We start from the raw sequence: 15,935 nt of genomic DNA, 5'->3' as shown, positions 1-15,935 counted from the left end.
CTATAGCGGGCACGCCCAGAGCGCCGAGTCGCTGGATGCCGGAAAGCAGCAAGGGGGCATTACGCCCCCTTGCTGCCGGTGCCATTCCCTGGACGGGGAGGGCGGTCTTGGCGAAAGCTCCTGATGCTTACTTCTTGCCCGCCAGCTGGCGCAGCACGTACTGCAGCAGGCCGCCGTGCTTGAAGTACTCCACTTCCTTCGGCGTCAGCAGCATCACATGGGCCTCGAAGGTCTTCTTCGTACCATCGGCCCGGGTCGCGGTGAGGGTCGCCGACTTGCTGGCGCCATCCTGCAGGCCGGTGATGTCCACCACTTCAGACCCGTCCAGGCCCAGGCTCTGCGCGTTGTCGCCATTCTTGAACTGCAGCGGCAGTACGCCCATGCCGACCAGGTTGGAACGGTGGATGCGCTCGAAGCTCTCGGCGATCACCGCCTTGACGCCCAGCAGGTTGGTGCCCTTGGCCGCCCAGTCGCGCGAGGAGCCGGTGCCGTATTCCTTGCCGGCGAACACGACCAGCGGGATGCCCTCGGCCTTGTACTTGACGGCCGCATCGTAGATCGCCAGCTTCTGCGGCTCGCCCCCGTCCTTCGGGAAGTACAGGGTGTTGCCGCCTTCTTCGCCGCCGAACATCAGGTTCTTGATGCGGATGTTGGCGAAGGTGCCGCGCACCATGACGTCATCGTTGCCGCGGCGGCTGCCGTAGCTGTTGAAGTCGGCCGGCTGCACGCCACGTTCCTGCAGGAAGCGGCCTGCCGGGGAATCCTTCTTGATGTTGCCGGCCGGGGAGATGTGGTCGGTGGTGATCGAGTCGCCGAACAGACCCATCACGCGCGCGCCATGCACGTCGTCGATGTGGCCGACGTCCATCGTCATGCCCTCGAAATAGGGCGGGTTCTTGATGTAGGTCGAACTGCCGTCCCACTCATACAGATCGCCGTCGGGCGACTTGATGGTGTTCCAGCGGGTGTCGCCCTTGAACACGTCGGCGTAGTTCTTCTTGAACATTTCCGGCCCGATGGTCGCGGCGATCACATCGCCGATTTCCTTGTTGCTCGGCCAGATGTCACGCAGGTACACCGGCTGGCCATCGCTGCCCGTGCCCAGCGGCTCGGTGGTCAGGTCGATGTCGGTGGTGCCGGCGATGGCGTAGGCGACGACCAGCGGCGGGCTGGCCAGGTAGTTCATTTTGACTTCCGGGTGTACGCGGCCTTCGAAGTTGCGGTTGCCCGACAGCACCGAGGCCACCACCAGGTCACCGGCGGCGATGCCGGCACTCACTTCGGTCGGCAGCGGGCCGGAGTTGCCGATGCAGGTGGTGCAGCCATAGCCGACCACGTAGAAACCGATCTTCTCCAGCTCGGTGAGCACACCGGCCTTTTCCAGGTAATCGGTGACCACGCGCGAGCCCGGGCCGAGCGAGGTCTTGACCCACGGCTTGCGGTCCAGGCCCTTGGCCGCCGCGTTGCGGGCGAGCAGGCCGGCACCGATCATCACCGCCGGGTTGGAGGTGTTGGTGCACGAGGTGATCGCGGCGATGACCACCGCGCCGTCCTTCAGGCGGAACTTCCTGCCCTCCAGCTCCACGTCGCTGTAACCCTTGGCCAGCTGTTCGTTGCCGACCGCCGCGCCGCCGCCTTCGTTGACGAACTTGGACACGTCATCGTTGCGCTTGTCGCGGTTGGTGGTCAGGCCGACCAGGTTCTCGCGGTAGTTCTGCTTGACGTCTTCGAGCAGCACGCGGTCCTGCGGGCGCTTCGGGCCGGCCAGCGACGGCTTGACCTGGCCCATGTCCAGTTCCAGCGTGGCGCTGTAGCTGGCATGTGCGGTGTTGGCGTCGTGCCACAGGCCCTGGGCCTTGGCATAGGCTTCGACCAGGTCGATCTGCGCTTCGCTGCGGCCGGACAGGCGCAGGTAGGTCAGCGACTCTTCATCGATCGGGAAGATGCCGCAGGTGGCGCCGTACTCCGGGGCCATGTTGCCGATCGTGGCCCGGTCGGCCAGCGGCAGGTGCTGCAGGCCTTCGCCGAAGAACTCGACGAACTTGCCGACCACGCCGTGCTTGCGCAGCATCTGGGTGACGGTCAGCACCAGGTCGGTGGCGGTGGCGCCTTCGGGCATGCGCCCGGTCAGCTTGAAGCCGACCACCTGCGGGATCAGCATCGACGACGGCTGGCCGAGCATGGCGGCCTCGGCTTCGATGCCGCCGACGCCCCAGCCCAGCACGCCGATGCCGTTGATCATGGTGGTGTGGCTGTCGGTGCCGAACACGGTGTCCGGATAGGCCACTGCCTTGCCGTCCTTGTCCGCAGTCATGACGACGCGGGCCAGGTTCTCCAGGTTCACCTGGTGGACGATGCCGGTATTGGGCGGCACCACCTTGAAATTATCGAAGGCCTTCTGGCCCCAGCGCAGGAAGCCATAGCGTTCCTGGTTGCGCTGGAATTCGATCTTGCCGTTGAGATCGAGCGCGTCCGGCGTGCCGAACACATCGACCTGCACCGAGTGGTCGATCACCAGCTCGGAGGGAATCTGCGGATTGATCTGCTCCGGCCGACCGCCGAGCTTGACCACCGCATCGCGCATCGCGGCCAGGTCGACCACGCAGGGCACGCCGGTGAAATCCTGCAGCACCACGCGGGCCGGCATGAAGGCGATCTCGATGTCCGGCTCGGCCTTGGGATCCCACTGTGCCACCGCCTGGATGTGGTCCTTGCCGACGGTGACACCGCCATCCTCATGCCGGAGCAGGTTCTCCAGCAGGATCTTCATCGAGTAGGGCAGGTGGGAGATGTCGAACGTCTGTCCGAGCTTGGGCAGGCTGAAGTAGTCGTAGGTGGTGCCGCCGACGTCCAGCTGGCTGCGGGTGGAGAACGAATCGCTCATTGCAGATGACTCCTTTGCTGATGGCTTGCAACGGCTGCGCCGGAACGCGCGCCTGCTTGCGGCTGCCGTCGGGCTCGCTGCGCCCGCCGATCCCTCGCAGTATGCGACAGCGGCAGGGGCGTGCCAGCCCTTGGGCTCAGGACGGAAGGTTACACAGGCATGTGTAGTGCCGATGTCATCGCCTGGGTACCGAATGCAGACGGGGCGCCATGGGCGCCCCGTCTGGAAGTGGCGCGTCCGCGGCCGATTACTTGCCGTTGGCGGCGTCGATCAGCGGGTTGCCGGTCTTGCCCACGGCATTGGTCTTGGACTTGGCCGACAGCACGCCGGTCTTGCCGAACTCGAACACGGTGGCTTCCTGGATGTTCTTGCCGAACGACTTGATCTTGACGAAGTCGTAGTACCAGACCTGCGTGTCGCCAAGTTGTTCGCGGCGGCTGGGGGCACCGAAGGCGCCACGCACATCATCCTGGGTGGTTTTGCCCACTTCGGCGGCATCCAGTTGCTGCTGGGTGATCTCGGTGCCGGTGGTGTAGGCGCCAAACGGGTTGGCATGCGCCGACGGGGCAGCCAGGGCAAGCGGGGCAGCAATCAGCAGGGCAAAAGCGAGGGTGGTGGCGCGCATCGTGGGATGTCCTTGTCTATCGATGGGTGTGCGGGTCGCCAGGGCGACGGCAAGCGTCCGGGTCCGGGCGGCAGCGGTTGCTGCCCGTTCAGTCTAGCCTGCCTGCGGTTCCCGGGACGCCTGCAAGGCAGGCGCCGCCTGGATTTGCCCCTGAACGCCAAAGTACGTACAATTCATACATACTTTTTGAGGCGTACCCCATGGAAGCCACCGTCGCAGAACGCGGACAGATCACACTGCCCAAGGCCGTGCGTGACGCCTTGGGGCTGACCAAGGGCACCCAGCTTACCGTCGAGCTGGAAGGCGGGCGCATCATCCTGCGCAAAAGCGTGGACGATGCGATCTCACGCGCCCGCGGCAAATTCGCGCTGGACGGCTTCGAGTCGTCCGAGGCTGCGGTGAAGGCCGTCCGTGACGAAGACTGAGCCTGCGATGATCGCCGTCGATTCGCCGGTGCTGATCGAACTGCTCAGCAACGGCCCGCAGGCCGACGCCGTGGAAGCCTGCCTGCGCCAGAACCTGGTCGGCGGCCGCGTGGTGGTCTGCGGGGCGACCCTGGCCGAACTGTGCGCCTCGTTGCGCGGCGGTGCCGAAGTGCTCGAGGCGCTGGAGGAAATGGGCGTCCATTTCAACGCGCTGGAAGCCAAATCCGCCCTGCGTGCGGGCGAGATGCAGCGCCGCCACCGGCAGCGCGGCGAAGGCCGCCGTAGCCTGGACGACTTCATGGTGGGCTCCCACGCACTGCTGCAGTGCGACGGCCTGATCACCTGGAACGACAAATTTTACCGCGACTACTTCAAGGGCCTGAAGCTGATCGTGCCGCACGCCTGAGCCCATACTTTTAAACCGCATTCTTTCAAAGAATCACCCGGGAGTTGTCATGTTGGAAGCCTACCGCCACCACGTAGCCGAGCGCGCCGCGCTTGGCATCCCGCCGCTGCCGCTGAGCGCCCAGCAGACGGCCGACGTCATCGAACTGCTGAAGAACCCGCCCGCCGGCGAGGCCGAGTTCCTGCTGGAACTGCTGACCCACCGCGTGCCGGCCGGCGTCGATGACGCTGCCAAGGTCAAGGCCTCGTACCTGGCCGCGATCGCCCTGGGCAGCGAAGTCAATCCGCTGATCACGCGCGAGCGCGCCACCGAACTGCTGGGCACCATGCTCGGTGGCTACAACGTCGCGCCGCTGGTCCAGCTGCTGGACGACGCCGCCGTCGGTGCGATCGCCGCCGATGCGCTGAAGAACACCCTGCTGGTGTTCGACGCCTTCCACGATGTGCAGGAAAAGGCCAAGGCCGGCAATGCGAACGCCCAGGGCGTGCTGCAGAGCTGGGCCGATGCGGAATGGTTCACCAGCCGTCCGCAGGTGCCGGAAAGCCTGACCATCACCGTGCTCAAGGTGACCGGCGAAACCAACACCGACGACCTGTCGCCGGCCCCGGACGCCACCACCCGCCCGGACATCCCGCTGCACGCCCTGGCGATGCTGAAGAACAAGCGTGATGGCATCGAGCCGGAAGAAGACGGCAAGCGCGGCCCGGTCACGTTCATCGAATCGCTGAAGGACAAGGGTCACCTGGTCGCCTACGTGGGCGACGTGGTCGGTACCGGTTCCAGCCGCAAGTCGGCCACCAACTCGGTGCTGTGGTTCACCGGTGAAGATATTCCGTTCATTCCGAACAAGCGCTTCGGCGGCGTGTGCCTGGGCTCGAAGATCGCCCCGATCTTCTACAACACGATGGAAGACGCCGGCGCGCTGCCGATCGAACTCGACGTGTCGCAGATGAACATGGGCGATGTGATCGAGCTGCGCCCGTACGACGGCAAGGCCCTGAAGGACGGCGCCGTCATCGCCGAGTTCAAGGTCAAGTCCGACGTGCTGTTCGACGAAGTGCGCGCCGGTGGCCGCATTCCGCTGATCATCGGCCGCGGCCTGACCGCCAAGGCGCGTGAAGCGCTGGGCCTGGCCCCGACCGATCTGTTCCGCCTGCCGATGGACCCGCCGGATACCGGCAAGGGCTTCTCGCTGGCGCAGAAGATGGTCGGCCGCGCCTGTGGCCTGCCGGAAGGCCAGGGCATGCGCCCGGGCACCTACTGCGAACCGAAGATGACCTCGGTGGGCTCGCAGGACACCACCGGTCCGATGACCCGTGACGAACTGAAGGATCTGGCCTGCCTGGGCTTCTCGGCCGACCTGGTGATGCAGTCGTTCTGCCACACCGCGGCGTACCCGAAGCCGGTGGACGTCAAGACCCACCACACCCTGCCGGAGTTCATCTCCACCCGTGGCGGCATCTCGCTGCGCCCGGGCGACGGCGTGATCCACAGCTGGCTCAACCGCATGCTGCTGCCCGACACCGTCGGTACCGGCGGCGACTCGCACACCCGTTTCCCGGTGGGCATTTCGTTCCCGGCCGGCTCGGGCCTGGTCGCCTTCGCGGCTGCCACCGGTGTGATGCCGCTGGACATGCCGGAGTCGGTGCTGGTCCGCTTCAAGGGCAAGATGCAGCCGGGCGTGACCCTGCGTGACCTGGTCAACGCGATCCCGCTGTACGCGATCAAGTCCGGTCTGCTGACCGTGGCCAAGGCCGGCAAGAAGAACATCTTCTCCGGCCGCATCCTGGAAATCGAAGGTCTGCCGGAGCTGAAGGTCGAGCAGGCGTTCGAACTGTCCGATGCCTCGGCCGAACGTTCGGCCGCCGGTTGCTCGGTGCACCTGAACAAAGAGCCGATCATCGAGTACCTCACCAGCAACATCACGCTGCTGAAGTGGATGATCGCCGAGGGTTACCAGGACGCCCGTTCGCTGGCGCGCCGCATCGAGAAGATGGAAGCCTGGCTGGCCAACCCGGAGCTGCTGCAGCCGGATGCCGACGCCGAGTACGCCGCCGTCATCGAGATCGACCTGGCCGACATCCACGAGCCGATCGTGGCGTGCCCGAACGACCCGGACGACGTCAAGACGCTGTCCGACGTGGCCGGTGCGGCCATCGACGAAGTGTTCATCGGTTCGTGCATGACCAACATCGGTCACTTCCGTGCGGCGGCCAAGCTGCTGGAAGGCAAGCGCGACATCCCGACCAAGCTGTGGGTGGCCCCGCCGACCAAGATGGATGCCTCGGAGCTGACCAAGGAAGGCCATTACGGCACCTTCGGCACCGCCGGCGCACGCATGGAAATGCCGGGCTGCTCGCTGTGCATGGGCAACCAGGCGCAGGTGCGTGAGGGCGCGACGGTGTTCTCGACCTCGACCCGCAACTTCCCGAACCGTCTGGGCCGCAACTCCAACGTGTATCTGGGTTCGGCCGAACTGGCCGCGATCTGCTCGCGCCTGGGTCGCATTCCGACCAAGGAAGAGTACATGGCCGACATCGGCGTGTTGGATGCCAGCAGCAAGGACATCTACCGCTACATGAACTTCGACCAGATCGAGGACTACCAGGAAGTGGCCGGTACGGTTGCTGCCTGATCCGATGCCGGGCGCTGCCCGGCGACCGGTAGCCATCGACCGTTGGTCGGTGGGCTGAAAAGCGAAAACCCCCGGCGCAGGCCGGGGGTTTTTTTTTGTGCGGACGTCGCGCGTTCGCGGTGGGCAGCGGGTAGTGCCGGCCGCTGGCCGGCAACGCGATCACGCCGAGTGCAACAGGCTGTGTGTTCGTGGATGCCGGGATGCCGGCCAGCGGCCGGCACTACCTAACCCCGCGCCAACGCCATCAACCGCTCGGCAATCCTCTCCAGCGGCACCATTTCCTCCGCCGCGCCGAGCTTGAATGCTGCACCGGGCATGCCCCAGACCACGCTGGTCGCTTCGTCCTGCACCAGGGTCGGGGCGCCGGCGTTGCGCAGATCGAGCAGGCCGCGGGCACCGTCGTCGCCCATGCCGGTCAGGATCGCGCCGATGGCGTTCGCCCCGGCGCTTTCGGCCACCGAACGGAACAGCACGTCCACTGCCGGCTTGTGCCGGTTGACCGCCGGGCCGTCGTCGACCCGACAGCGCCAGCGAGCGCCGTCGCGGATGATCCGGAGATGTTTGCCGCCCGGCGGCAGGTACGCGTGGCCGGGCAACACCGCTTCACCATCGCTGGCCTCGCGCACCGACATCGCCGAATGGCGGTCCAGGCGCTCGGCGAACGGGGTGCTGAAGGTGGCGGGCAGGTGCTGGGTCAACACGACGGCCGGGGCGTCGGCCGGCATGCCTTCGAGCACCACGCGCAGGGCCTCCGTGCCGCCGGCGGAGGCGCCGATGGCGATCAGGCGGTCGGTGGTGCGGAACTGGATGCTGCGCGGGGGCGCCTTCGGTGCCACCGCATCCAGGGTGATGCGCGGCGTGGGGGGACGGGCGAGCGTACGTACCCTCGAGCGGGCCGCCATCTTGACCTTGCCGATGATTTCTTCGGCGTAGACCTGCAGGCCACGGGCGACGTCGAACTTCGGTTTGGAGACGAAGTCCACCGCGCCCAGCGCCAGCGCCTGCAGGGTGGTGTCGGCGCCGCGCTCGGTCAGCGAGGAGATCATCACCACCGGCAGCGGATGCAGGCGCATCAGGTTTTCCAGGAAAGCCAGCCCGTCCATGCGCGGCATTTCCACGTCCAGCGTGATCACGTCCGGGGCAAGGCGCTTGATCTTCTCGCGCGCCAGCAGCGGATCGGCGGCGGTGCCGACCACTTCGATGCCGGGATCGCTGGCGAGGATCTCGCTGAGCATCTGGCGCACGACCGCGGAGTCGTCGACGATCAGGACTTTGCAGGGCACACCGTGGGTCATTCGAACAGCTCCACGCCACCGGTGACCGGGGCCTTGGACAGGCGGGCACGCACGGCCGATTCGGTCGCGGCCACTTCGGCTTCATGGGCATGCGGCAGGCGCTGCACCACGACGCGGCCGGTATCGGCGAAGAACCACACCTTGCGCGGATGGATGCCGCAGAGGTCCTCGGCGATGATCGGGATGTGCTCGGCCTGCAGGTACTGGCGCACGAACTCGGCATTGCGGGTGCCGACCGGGTTGCTGGTGAAGCCCTTGAGTACGTTGGCGCCGCCGAACACCTTGGCTTCCAGGCGCTTGCGGTGGGCGCCGCGCTTGAGCAGGTCGTTGATCAGCAGTTCCATCGCGTAGCTGCCGTAGCGCGCAGGCGCGCCATCGCCGACGTTGCCTTCGGGCAGCAGGAAGTGGTTCATTCCGCCGATCTTGAGCACCGGATCGCGCAGGCAAGCGGCCACGCAGGAGCCCAGCGTGGTGGTCAGCGCGGTGTTGTCGTCCACCGCCAGGTACTGGGTCGGCAGCAGCTTGGCGGCGGTGACCTGGAAGCGGCTGTCGAAATAGCGCATCACTTCGTCGTTGCGGATCGGCAGGCTCATGCCGGCGCTCCGGGCGCACGCTTGTACAGGGTCCGGCCGCAGGGCTGGATCAGGTCGGCGGCGTGCAGGTAGTTCTCCGAATGGCCGGTATAGAGCAGACCGTCATCGCCCATGTGCTGGATCAGCCGCGAGAGGATGCCGCGCTGGGTCGGTTTGTCGAAATAGATCATCACGTTGCGGCAGAACAGGGCATCGAACGGGCCGCCGACGTCGTAACGGTTGGCGAGCAGGTTGAGCGGGCGGAAGTCAATCAGGTCGCGCAGGGCCGGGTTGACCCGGCAATGGCCTTCGTTGGGTCCGCTGCCGCGCTGGAAATAGCGCTTCTTGATCGCAGGGTCCAGCCCGGACACGCGGTCGATGGCGTACACACCACGACTGGCGGTGGCCAGCACCTGGGTGTCGACATCGGTCGCCAGGATGCGCACCGGCGGTTTGAGCGTGCCGAAGGTCTCGCAGGCGGTGATCGCCATCGAGTAGGGTTCCTCGCCGGTCGAGGCCGCGCACGACCACAGCTGCAGGGTGCCGTGGCCGGCGCGCAGACGCAGTTCGTCGGCCAGCTTCTCGAAGTGGTGGGGCTCGCGGAAGAACGCGGTGAGGTTGGTGGTCAGCGCATTGGTGAACGCCTGCCATTCGTCGCCGCCATGGGACTCGAGCTGGTCCAGATAGTCGCTGAAGCTGCGCATGCCAAGCGCTCGCAGCCGGCGCGACAGCCGGCCGTAGACCATGTCGCGCTTGGCCGGCGCCAGCGAGATGCCGACGCGCTGGTAGATCAGCTCGCAGACGCGGCGGAAATCACGATCGGCGAACTCGAATTCGCGAGCATTCGGTGAAGCGGCGTTGGCTGGGGGCGTGGACACGGGCGGACTCGCAGGGAAAGGGGGTGCGGCGATCACGGATCGCCGCGGGGACTCAGAACTCTTGCCAGTTGCCTTCATCGGCCGGCGTGCTGCGCGGTGTGCGCACCGGGGCGGCGGCACGCAGGGCAGGGGATGCTGGCGGCACCGGGCGGCTGGCCGGGCGTACCGGCCCCATCGCGGCGACCGCGCGCGCGGTGACCGCGCTGACAGCCTGGGCGACCTGGTTGTCGAGGCGGAAGATCGCCACGGCGTCGGCCAGCTGGGTGGCCTGTTCCTCCATCGCGCGCGCGGCGGCGGTGGCTTCTTCCACCAGCGCAGCGTTCTGCTGGGTCGTCTCGTCCATCTGCACCACGGTCTGGTTGACCTGGTCGATGCCGGCGGACTGCTCCTGCGAGGCCGCGGAAATCTCGGCCATGATGTCGGTCACGCGCTGCACCGAGGCGACGATCTCGCCCATGGTGGCGCCGGCCTGGTTGACCAGCTGCGAGCCCTCGGCGACCTTGCCGACCGAGTCATCGATCAGCCCCTTGATCTCCTTGGCTGCAGCGGCCGAGCGTTGGGCCAGCGTGCGTACTTCGGAGGCCACGACCGCGAAGCCGCGGCCCTGCTCACCGGCGCGTGCGGCTTCCACCGCAGCGTTCAGTGCGAGGATGTTGGTCTGGAACGCGATGCCGTCGATGACCGAGATGATCTCAGCGATCTTCTTCGAGGAGGTCTGGATCGCGGCCATGGTGGTGACCACTTCGCTGACCACGTTGCCGCCTTGCGAGGCGACGGAGTGCGCGCCGATCGCGAGCTGGTTGGCCTGGCGTGCGTGCTCGGCGTTCTGGCGCACGGTGGAGGTCAGTTCCTCCATTGAGGCGGCGGTTTCTTCCAGGTTGGCGGCCTGCTGCTCGGTACGGCGCGACAGGTCGCTGTTGCCGGTGGCGATTTCGCCGGCGGCCAGGTTGATGCTGCCGGCGGCCTCCTGGATCTGGCCGACGATCTGGGTCAGCTGGGCGACGGTGGCATTGGCATCGTCACGCATGGTGGCGAACACGCCCTGGAAGTCGCCCTGCATGCGCGCGGTCAGATCGCCCTCGGCGATGGCCGACAGCAACTGCGAGAGCTTGCCCAGGTTCTCGTCGCTGATCTGCATCATTGCGTTGAGGTGGCCGATCATCCGGCGGAAATCGTGGTCGAAGCGGGTCGTGTCGCCGCGCTGGCTGAAATCGCCGGCGGCGGCGGCCGCGGCCAGGCGCTGGATTTCGCCGTTGATGCTGCCCAGGTTCTGCTTGACCGCATCGACCGTGCGGGTGATCTCGGCCTTCTCGCCCGGGTAGCGCGCGATGTCCGCGCCGAGGTCGCCCTGGGCATAGCGCTGCACCACGGCCAGCACATCGTCCATGGTCTGCACGTGCGCGCCGACCAGGGCATTGGTTTCATGCACCATCAGGCCGTACTCGCCGGGGAAGGCGGTCTCGTCCATGCGGTAGCCGGTATTGCCCGCGTCGTGGCGACTGGCCATCTCGCGCTGGCCACTGATCACGGCGTGCAGCTGTTCCTGCATGCGGGCCATGCTTTCCAGCAGGCGGCCGGGCTCATCGTGGGCCTGCTCGCCAATGCGGCTGTCCAGCTTGCCGCGGGCGATGCTCTCGGCCACGTGGGTAGCCTGGCGCAGCGGCAGGGTGATGCGGTTGCCGATCAGCCAGCTCAGCGCCAGCACGATCAGCACCAGTGCGCCACCACTGGCGGTCATGACGGCAGTGAAGGCCAGTGCATCGGACTGCACATCGTCCATGTAGACGCCACTGGTGATGACCCATTGCCACGGGGCATACAGGGCGGCATAGGTGACCTTCTCGATCAGTGCATCGTTGCCCGGCTTGGTGGTGCGGTAGTAGGTATAACCGCCACCGGTTTTCGCCATGTCCACCTGCTGCAGGTAGATCGGTACGCCATCCTTGGAGGTGTAGTCCTTCTGCACCTTGCCGACGCGGTCACGTGCGAACGGATGCATCAGCAGGGTGTAGTCGGTGCCGAGCACGTTGTAGTACGCGCTGTCATTGTCGGCGCGCATGACCTCGAGGGCCTGCAGTGCCGCAGCCTTGGCCGCTGCTTCGGTGAGTTCGCCGGACTCGGCCAGCCGGGTGTAGTGCGCCAGGATGCCGTAGCTGAGTTCGACCTGGGTCTTCAGCGCCTCCTTGCGGGTTTCGGCGAGATCCAGGTACTGCATGCGCGCGGCGATGATCGCCAGCGCGATCACGCCGACGGCGATGAGTGCGGTCAGCAGGTTGAGCTTGCGCCTGACGGACAGGTTGGAGAAGGACTGGTTCCAGCGGCTGAGTAGATTCATGGGCAGGGGTCTTTGATCGACAAACATGTCGCGGCAATGCTGTTATCGGCCGCAGGTCGCCACGATTGAGCCCGGGCGGCTGAGCGTATTCAGGTTTTGGTGGGCACAAACAAAAAGGCCCCGATGCAGGCGCATCGGGGCCTTTGAACGAAACGCCCAGCAGGGCTTAGAACTCCTGCCAGTCGCCGTCGGCCAGTTCGGTGGCCACCGGGCGCGAAGCCGGGCGACGCACGGCCGCCTGCGCCAGCGGCGCACGCGCGGCACGCGGCGGGGCGGCCACGACCGGAGCGGGTGCGAGCTCCTGCTCGTCCAGCTTGAAGATCGACACGGCATCGGTCAGCTGGCCGGCCTGTTCTTCCATCGCACGGGCGGCGGCGGTGGCTTCTTCCACCAGCGCGGCGTTCTGCTGGGTGGTTTCATCCATCTGCACGACGGTCTGGTTGACCTGCTCGATACCGGCCGACTGTTCCTGCGAGGCGGCGGAAATCTCGGCCATGATGTCGGTCACGCGCTGCACCGAGGCGACGATCTCGCCCATGGTGGCGCCGGCCTTCTGCACCAGCGCCGAGCCGTCGTTGACCTTGCCGACGGAGTCGTCGATCAGGCCCTTGATCTCCTTGGCTGCACCGGCCGAACGCTGGGCCAGGGTGCGCACTTCGGAGGCGACGACGGCAAAGCCGCGACCCTGCTCGCCGGCACGTGCCGCTTCGACCGCGGCATTCAGCGCCAGGATGTTGGTCTGGAACGCGATGCCGTCGATGACCGAGATGATCTCGGCGATCTTCTTCGACGAGGTCTGGATCGCGCTCATGGTCGTGACCACCTGGCCGACCACGTCACCGCCCTGCGAGGCGACGGTGTGCGCGCCGATCGCAAGCTGGTTGGCCTGGCGGGCATGCTCGGCGTTCTGGCGCACGGTGGAGGTCAGTTCCTCCATCGAGGCGGCGGTTTCTTCCAGGTTGGCGGCCTGCTGCTCGGTGCGGCGCGACAGGTCGCTGTTGCCGGTGGCGATCTCGCTGGCGGCCGAGTTGATCTGCTGGCTGGAGTGCTTGATCCGGGTGACGATGCCGCTGAGCTGCTCGGCGGTAGCGTTGGCGTCGTCGCGCATCCGGGCGAACACGCCCTGGAAGTCGCCGTGCATGCGCACCGTCAGGTCGCCCTGCGACAGCGCGGCCAGCAGGTTGGACACCTGTTCGATGCTGGCCGAGTTGGCGTCCAGCAGGCCGTTGAGCTGCTGGGCCAGCTGCAGGAAGAAGCCGTCCTTCCCTTCGCTGTCGATGCGGCCGGACAGATCGCCAGCGGCGGCCTGGGCGATCACGCGGGCCACTTCGGCTTCCACCAGCGCTTCGGGGGTGCGGTCGCGCCATTCGATGACGTGGCCGACGGTCTCACCCTGCTCGTTGGCGATCGAGGAGACGACCTGCGCGAACTGCGCTTCGCCGAACTGCATCGGGCGACGGCTGACGCCGTGCTGCTGCAGCTGGGCGAGGGTCTTGGCATCCATCTCGCTGCCGTGTTCAAGCGTGGCGGCCGACTTGCCGATCAGCGAGGCGGAGGCATCGAAGTCCGGCAGATCCTTGCGGATGTCGGCTTCGTACTGGCTCAGGGTCTGCTGCAGCGCGCGGTTGCTGTAGACGATGGTGTGCTGGGCATCGGTCAGGTAGACGCCGGTCGAGCTGTAGTCCAGCGCGGTCCGGATGCGCAGGTTCTCGCGGGCGATCGCCTGGTCGGTTTCGGTGCGTTCGCGCAGGTCGCGCTGCATGCGCTGCATGGCCTGCAGCAGGTCGCCGACTTCATCCTTGCGGCTGACGTCGATGTGGCCGTCCAGCTTGCCGCTGGCGACATCATTGGCGACCGATACGGCGCCGCGCATGCTGCCCACCAGCGAGCGGGCGAACAGATACACCAGCACCAGGCCCAGGGCGGCGCCGGCGAGCAGGGTGATGACGGTCAGCGTGGCCGAGGCGGCATAGGTGGACTCGGCTTCTTCGCGCGAGGCGCGCGACAGGCGGTTGTCTTCGGCGATCAGCGCCTCGAGGGCGGAGGAGGCCTTGCGATGCTTGGCGCGGGTTTCACCCACGAAGGTGTCCACGGCATCGTCGGGCAGGTCCAGTTCGAGCATTTCGGTGACGGCGTCGTAGGACGCCAGCGAGTCGGTCCAATCCTTGGCGAAGGTGTCGAACAGCTTCTTCTGCTGGGGATTGTCGATCAGCGCGGGGTATTTCTTGATCGAGGCGTCGATCTGGGTGCGAAGCTCCGCAGCGCGGGACTTGGCTTCGGCCTTGACGTCATCGCTGGCGCGGATGAGGCCCTGGTAGGCGGAGTTGCGGTACTCGCCGACCATGCCACGCAGTTCGCCGGCCATGCGGATGCTGTCCATCCGGGGCCCGGCCAATTCGGTGGTGACGTTGTTGAGTGAGTGCAGGCCACGATAGGCCACGATGCCCTGCAGCAGCATTACCAGCAGGAGGACGCCGAAAGTCAGCATCAACTTGGGCATCAGTTTGAGGTTGTTGATCCACGGCATGGCAGGTGCGGTCTCCAGTGGCAAACGCGTCCGGCCGTCGGGGCCGGTTGCAGCGACCACGCCGGCCAACGCCGGCGTGGCAGGGCGTACGGGGATTACTTGATGTTGGCGAGCTTGAGGCCGGCCGGCGAGCTGACTTCGATTTCAGCGCGCGAGGCATCGCGGGCGATCTTGCCGATCACGCAGACGGTCTTGCCTTCCAGCGATTCCAGCGGGAAGCTGAACTTGTCGCGGTTGGCGCCGGCGATGCGGGCCGAGAAGGTGTGGCGCGGGAACGCGCCGCCCATGTACAGGAAGGTCGGCTGACCTTCGGAGCCTTCGGCGTAGCGGGCCTTCTCGACCTTGCCACAGACCATGCCGTCCTTGCCGACCGAGCGCGGGGCCAGTTCCGGCGGAATCATTTCACCGGACTGGGCGAATGCGGTGGAAGCGGAGGCGGCGATCACGGCGACCGAGAACAGGGCAAGCAGGGACTTCATCGGGAACATTCTCCGGGGATAAGGGCAGTTGGCCCGGCCATGGGCGATCCAGTGCAGCCGGGTTCTGAAACCAGCTATCGGCCGGACCGGGCGGAACTGAAGCGTGTTTTTTCTTCAGTGGCTGTCACGGTGCGTACCGGGCGCAGTCCACGGGTTGTTCTGTGACGGATGTCTCAGGCTGCGACGTCGTCGATGACCGGGGCCTGGCCCATGTCGGCGCTGTCGAGGAGGGTTTCGATATCCAGCAGGATGAGCATGCGATCGTCCTGGGTGCCGATGCCGGAGATGAAGCGGGTATCGACGGCGGCGCCGAATTCGGGCGTCGGGCGGATCTGGTCGGCGGCCAGCGGGATGACGTCGGAGACGCTGTCGACGACGATGCCGACGACGCGGTCTTCGACGTTGAGCACGATCATGACGGTGAAGGCGTCATAGGTGGCATTTTCCAGGCGCAGTTTGAGGCGCAGGTCGATGACGGGGACGATGGTGCCGCGCAGGTTGATGACGCCCTTGATGTAGTCAGGGGCATCGGGGACGCGGGTGACGGAGTCGTAGCCGCGGATTTCCTGGACTTTGAGGATGTCCACGCCGTAGTGCTCGGCGCCGAGGGTGAAGCTGAGGTATTCGCCGCCGTCGCTGGCGGCGTTGCTGTTCTTGTCGTTCATCGAGGGGTCCTGGATCGGGCGTGGCGGTCGAATAACCGGGGGTCACGCTGGATATCGGCCTGGCCGGGGGCGACTTTAGGGGTGCTTGGCGAGAGCAACGGCGTTGGCGGTGCTGTGTTCGGCGGCTGGGCTGGTGTGGATGGGTTGGCGGGACACGCCGTGAATCCGTCCATGGAGGCTCATGTCGCGCCATCCATGGCGCTCATGGT

12 protein-coding genes are annotated in these 15,935 nt (G+C 66.4%); 3 read left to right on the top strand and 9 right to left on the bottom strand.

Annotation, left to right across the window (positions count from 1 at the left end):
• Positions 1-127 precede the first annotated feature (127 nt).
• Both acnA and bamE read right to left on the bottom strand, forming a co-directional pair.
• Positions 128-2,884: an aconitate hydratase AcnA gene (gene acnA / locus ABE434_RS15110; RefSeq protein ID WP_346479401.1), complete on the bottom strand. Its 2,757-nt coding sequence runs from the start codon at positions 2,882-2,884 to the stop codon at positions 128-130.
• Between the two features lie 247 nt (positions 2,885-3,131).
• Positions 3,132-3,509, bottom strand: a complete 378-nt coding sequence (gene bamE / locus ABE434_RS15105) for an outer membrane protein assembly factor BamE (protein ID WP_346462216.1) — start codon at positions 3,507-3,509, stop codon at positions 3,132-3,134.
• A gap of 200 nt (positions 3,510-3,709) precedes the next feature.
• Between bamE and ABE434_RS15100 the strand changes: the two genes are divergently transcribed.
• Genes ABE434_RS15100 through acnB form a run of 3 tightly spaced genes read left to right on the top strand, consistent with a single transcriptional unit; the run spans position 3,710 to position 6,975 of the window.
• Positions 3,710-3,934 (top strand): AbrB/MazE/SpoVT family DNA-binding domain-containing protein, encoded by a 225-nt coding sequence (locus ABE434_RS15100; RefSeq protein ID WP_123729167.1) that lies wholly within the window; start codon positions 3,710-3,712, stop codon positions 3,932-3,934.
• Positions 3,935-3,941: 7 nt separating this feature from the next.
• Positions 3,942-4,340 (top strand): type II toxin-antitoxin system VapC family toxin, encoded by a 399-nt coding sequence (locus ABE434_RS15095; RefSeq protein WP_123729168.1) that lies wholly within the window; start codon positions 3,942-3,944, stop codon positions 4,338-4,340.
• A 49-nt stretch (positions 4,341-4,389) separates the two neighbouring features.
• On the top strand, positions 4,390-6,975 hold the full coding sequence (gene acnB / locus ABE434_RS15090; RefSeq protein WP_346479400.1) for a bifunctional aconitate hydratase 2/2-methylisocitrate dehydratase: 2,586 nt from the start codon (positions 4,390-4,392) through the stop codon (positions 6,973-6,975).
• Positions 6,976-7,199: 224 nt separating this feature from the next.
• On the opposite strand, the gene ABE434_RS15085 is transcribed toward acnB, so the two are convergent.
• The 7 genes from ABE434_RS15085 to ABE434_RS15055 all read right to left on the bottom strand — a co-directional run bounded on the left by ABE434_RS15085 (position 7,200) and on the right by ABE434_RS15055 (position 15,726).
• Positions 7,200-8,270 carry a chemotaxis response regulator protein-glutamate methylesterase gene (locus tag ABE434_RS15085; RefSeq protein ID WP_176989058.1) on the bottom strand — a complete coding sequence of 357 codons (1,071 nt, stop codon included), beginning with the start codon at positions 8,268-8,270 and terminating at the stop codon, positions 7,200-7,202.
• A complete protein-coding gene (gene cheD, locus ABE434_RS15080; protein ID WP_121036713.1) occupies positions 8,267-8,863 on the bottom strand; it encodes a chemoreceptor glutamine deamidase CheD in 597 nt (198 codons plus the stop codon). The genes ABE434_RS15085 and cheD overlap by 4 nt, the downstream gene beginning before the upstream one ends.
• Positions 8,860-9,720 (bottom strand): CheR family methyltransferase, encoded by an 861-nt coding sequence (locus tag ABE434_RS15075; RefSeq protein WP_179459021.1) that lies wholly within the window; start codon positions 9,718-9,720, stop codon positions 8,860-8,862. The genes cheD and ABE434_RS15075 overlap by 4 nt, the downstream gene beginning before the upstream one ends.
• Before the next feature lie 52 nt (positions 9,721-9,772).
• The gene (locus ABE434_RS15070; protein WP_346479399.1) at positions 9,773-12,055 is read right to left on the bottom strand and encodes a methyl-accepting chemotaxis protein; all 2,283 of its coding nucleotides are present in this window, start codon (positions 12,053-12,055) and stop codon (positions 9,773-9,775) included.
• A gap of 166 nt (positions 12,056-12,221) precedes the next feature.
• Positions 12,222-14,582, bottom strand: a complete 2,361-nt coding sequence (locus ABE434_RS15065; protein ID WP_346479398.1) for a methyl-accepting chemotaxis protein — start codon at positions 14,580-14,582, stop codon at positions 12,222-12,224.
• Positions 14,583-14,677: 95 nt separating this feature from the next.
• Positions 14,678-15,061: a hypothetical protein gene (locus ABE434_RS15060; RefSeq protein ID WP_319209492.1), complete on the bottom strand. Its 384-nt coding sequence runs from the start codon at positions 15,059-15,061 to the stop codon at positions 14,678-14,680.
• Positions 15,062-15,234: 173 nt separating this feature from the next.
• On the bottom strand, positions 15,235-15,726 hold the full coding sequence (locus ABE434_RS15055; protein ID WP_346462226.1) for a chemotaxis protein CheW: 492 nt from the start codon (positions 15,724-15,726) through the stop codon (positions 15,235-15,237).
• Positions 15,727-15,935: the final 209 nt, after the last annotated feature.

The organism is Stenotrophomonas sp. TWI1183 (genome assembly GCF_039673115.1).
GTDB classification, from domain to species: domain Bacteria; phylum Pseudomonadota; class Gammaproteobacteria; order Xanthomonadales; family Xanthomonadaceae; genus Stenotrophomonas; species Stenotrophomonas maltophilia_AA.
The sequence above is the reverse complement of the archived record's forward strand: the minus strand, read 5'-3'. Positions and strand labels throughout refer to the sequence as shown.

Coding starts and splice junctions, on each gene's coding strand:
- acnA (WP_346479401.1), bottom strand. CDS start 2,884: ATGAGCGATTCGTTCTCCACCCGCAGCCAGCTGGACGTCGGCGGCACC.
- bamE (WP_346462216.1), bottom strand. CDS start 3,509: ATGCGCGCCACCACCCTCGCTTTTGCCCTGCTGATTGCTGCCCCGCTT.
- ABE434_RS15100 (WP_123729167.1), top strand. CDS start 3,710: ATGGAAGCCACCGTCGCAGAACGCGGACAGATCACACTGCCCAAGGCC.
- ABE434_RS15095 (WP_123729168.1), top strand. CDS start 3,942: ATGATCGCCGTCGATTCGCCGGTGCTGATCGAACTGCTCAGCAACGGC.
- acnB (WP_346479400.1), top strand. CDS start 4,390: ATGTTGGAAGCCTACCGCCACCACGTAGCCGAGCGCGCCGCGCTTGGC.
- ABE434_RS15085 (WP_176989058.1), bottom strand. CDS start 8,270: ATGACCCACGGTGTGCCCTGCAAAGTCCTGATCGTCGACGACTCCGCG.
- cheD (WP_121036713.1), bottom strand. CDS start 8,863: ATGAGCCTGCCGATCCGCAACGACGAAGTGATGCGCTATTTCGACAGC.
- ABE434_RS15070 (WP_346479399.1), bottom strand. CDS start 12,055: ATGAATCTACTCAGCCGCTGGAACCAGTCCTTCTCCAACCTGTCCGTC.
- ABE434_RS15065 (WP_346479398.1), bottom strand. CDS start 14,582: ATGCCGTGGATCAACAACCTCAAACTGATGCCCAAGTTGATGCTGACT.
- ABE434_RS15060 (WP_319209492.1), bottom strand. CDS start 15,061: ATGAAGTCCCTGCTTGCCCTGTTCTCGGTCGCCGTGATCGCCGCCTCC.
- ABE434_RS15055 (WP_346462226.1), bottom strand. CDS start 15,726: ATGAACGACAAGAACAGCAACGCCGCCAGCGACGGCGGCGAATACCTC.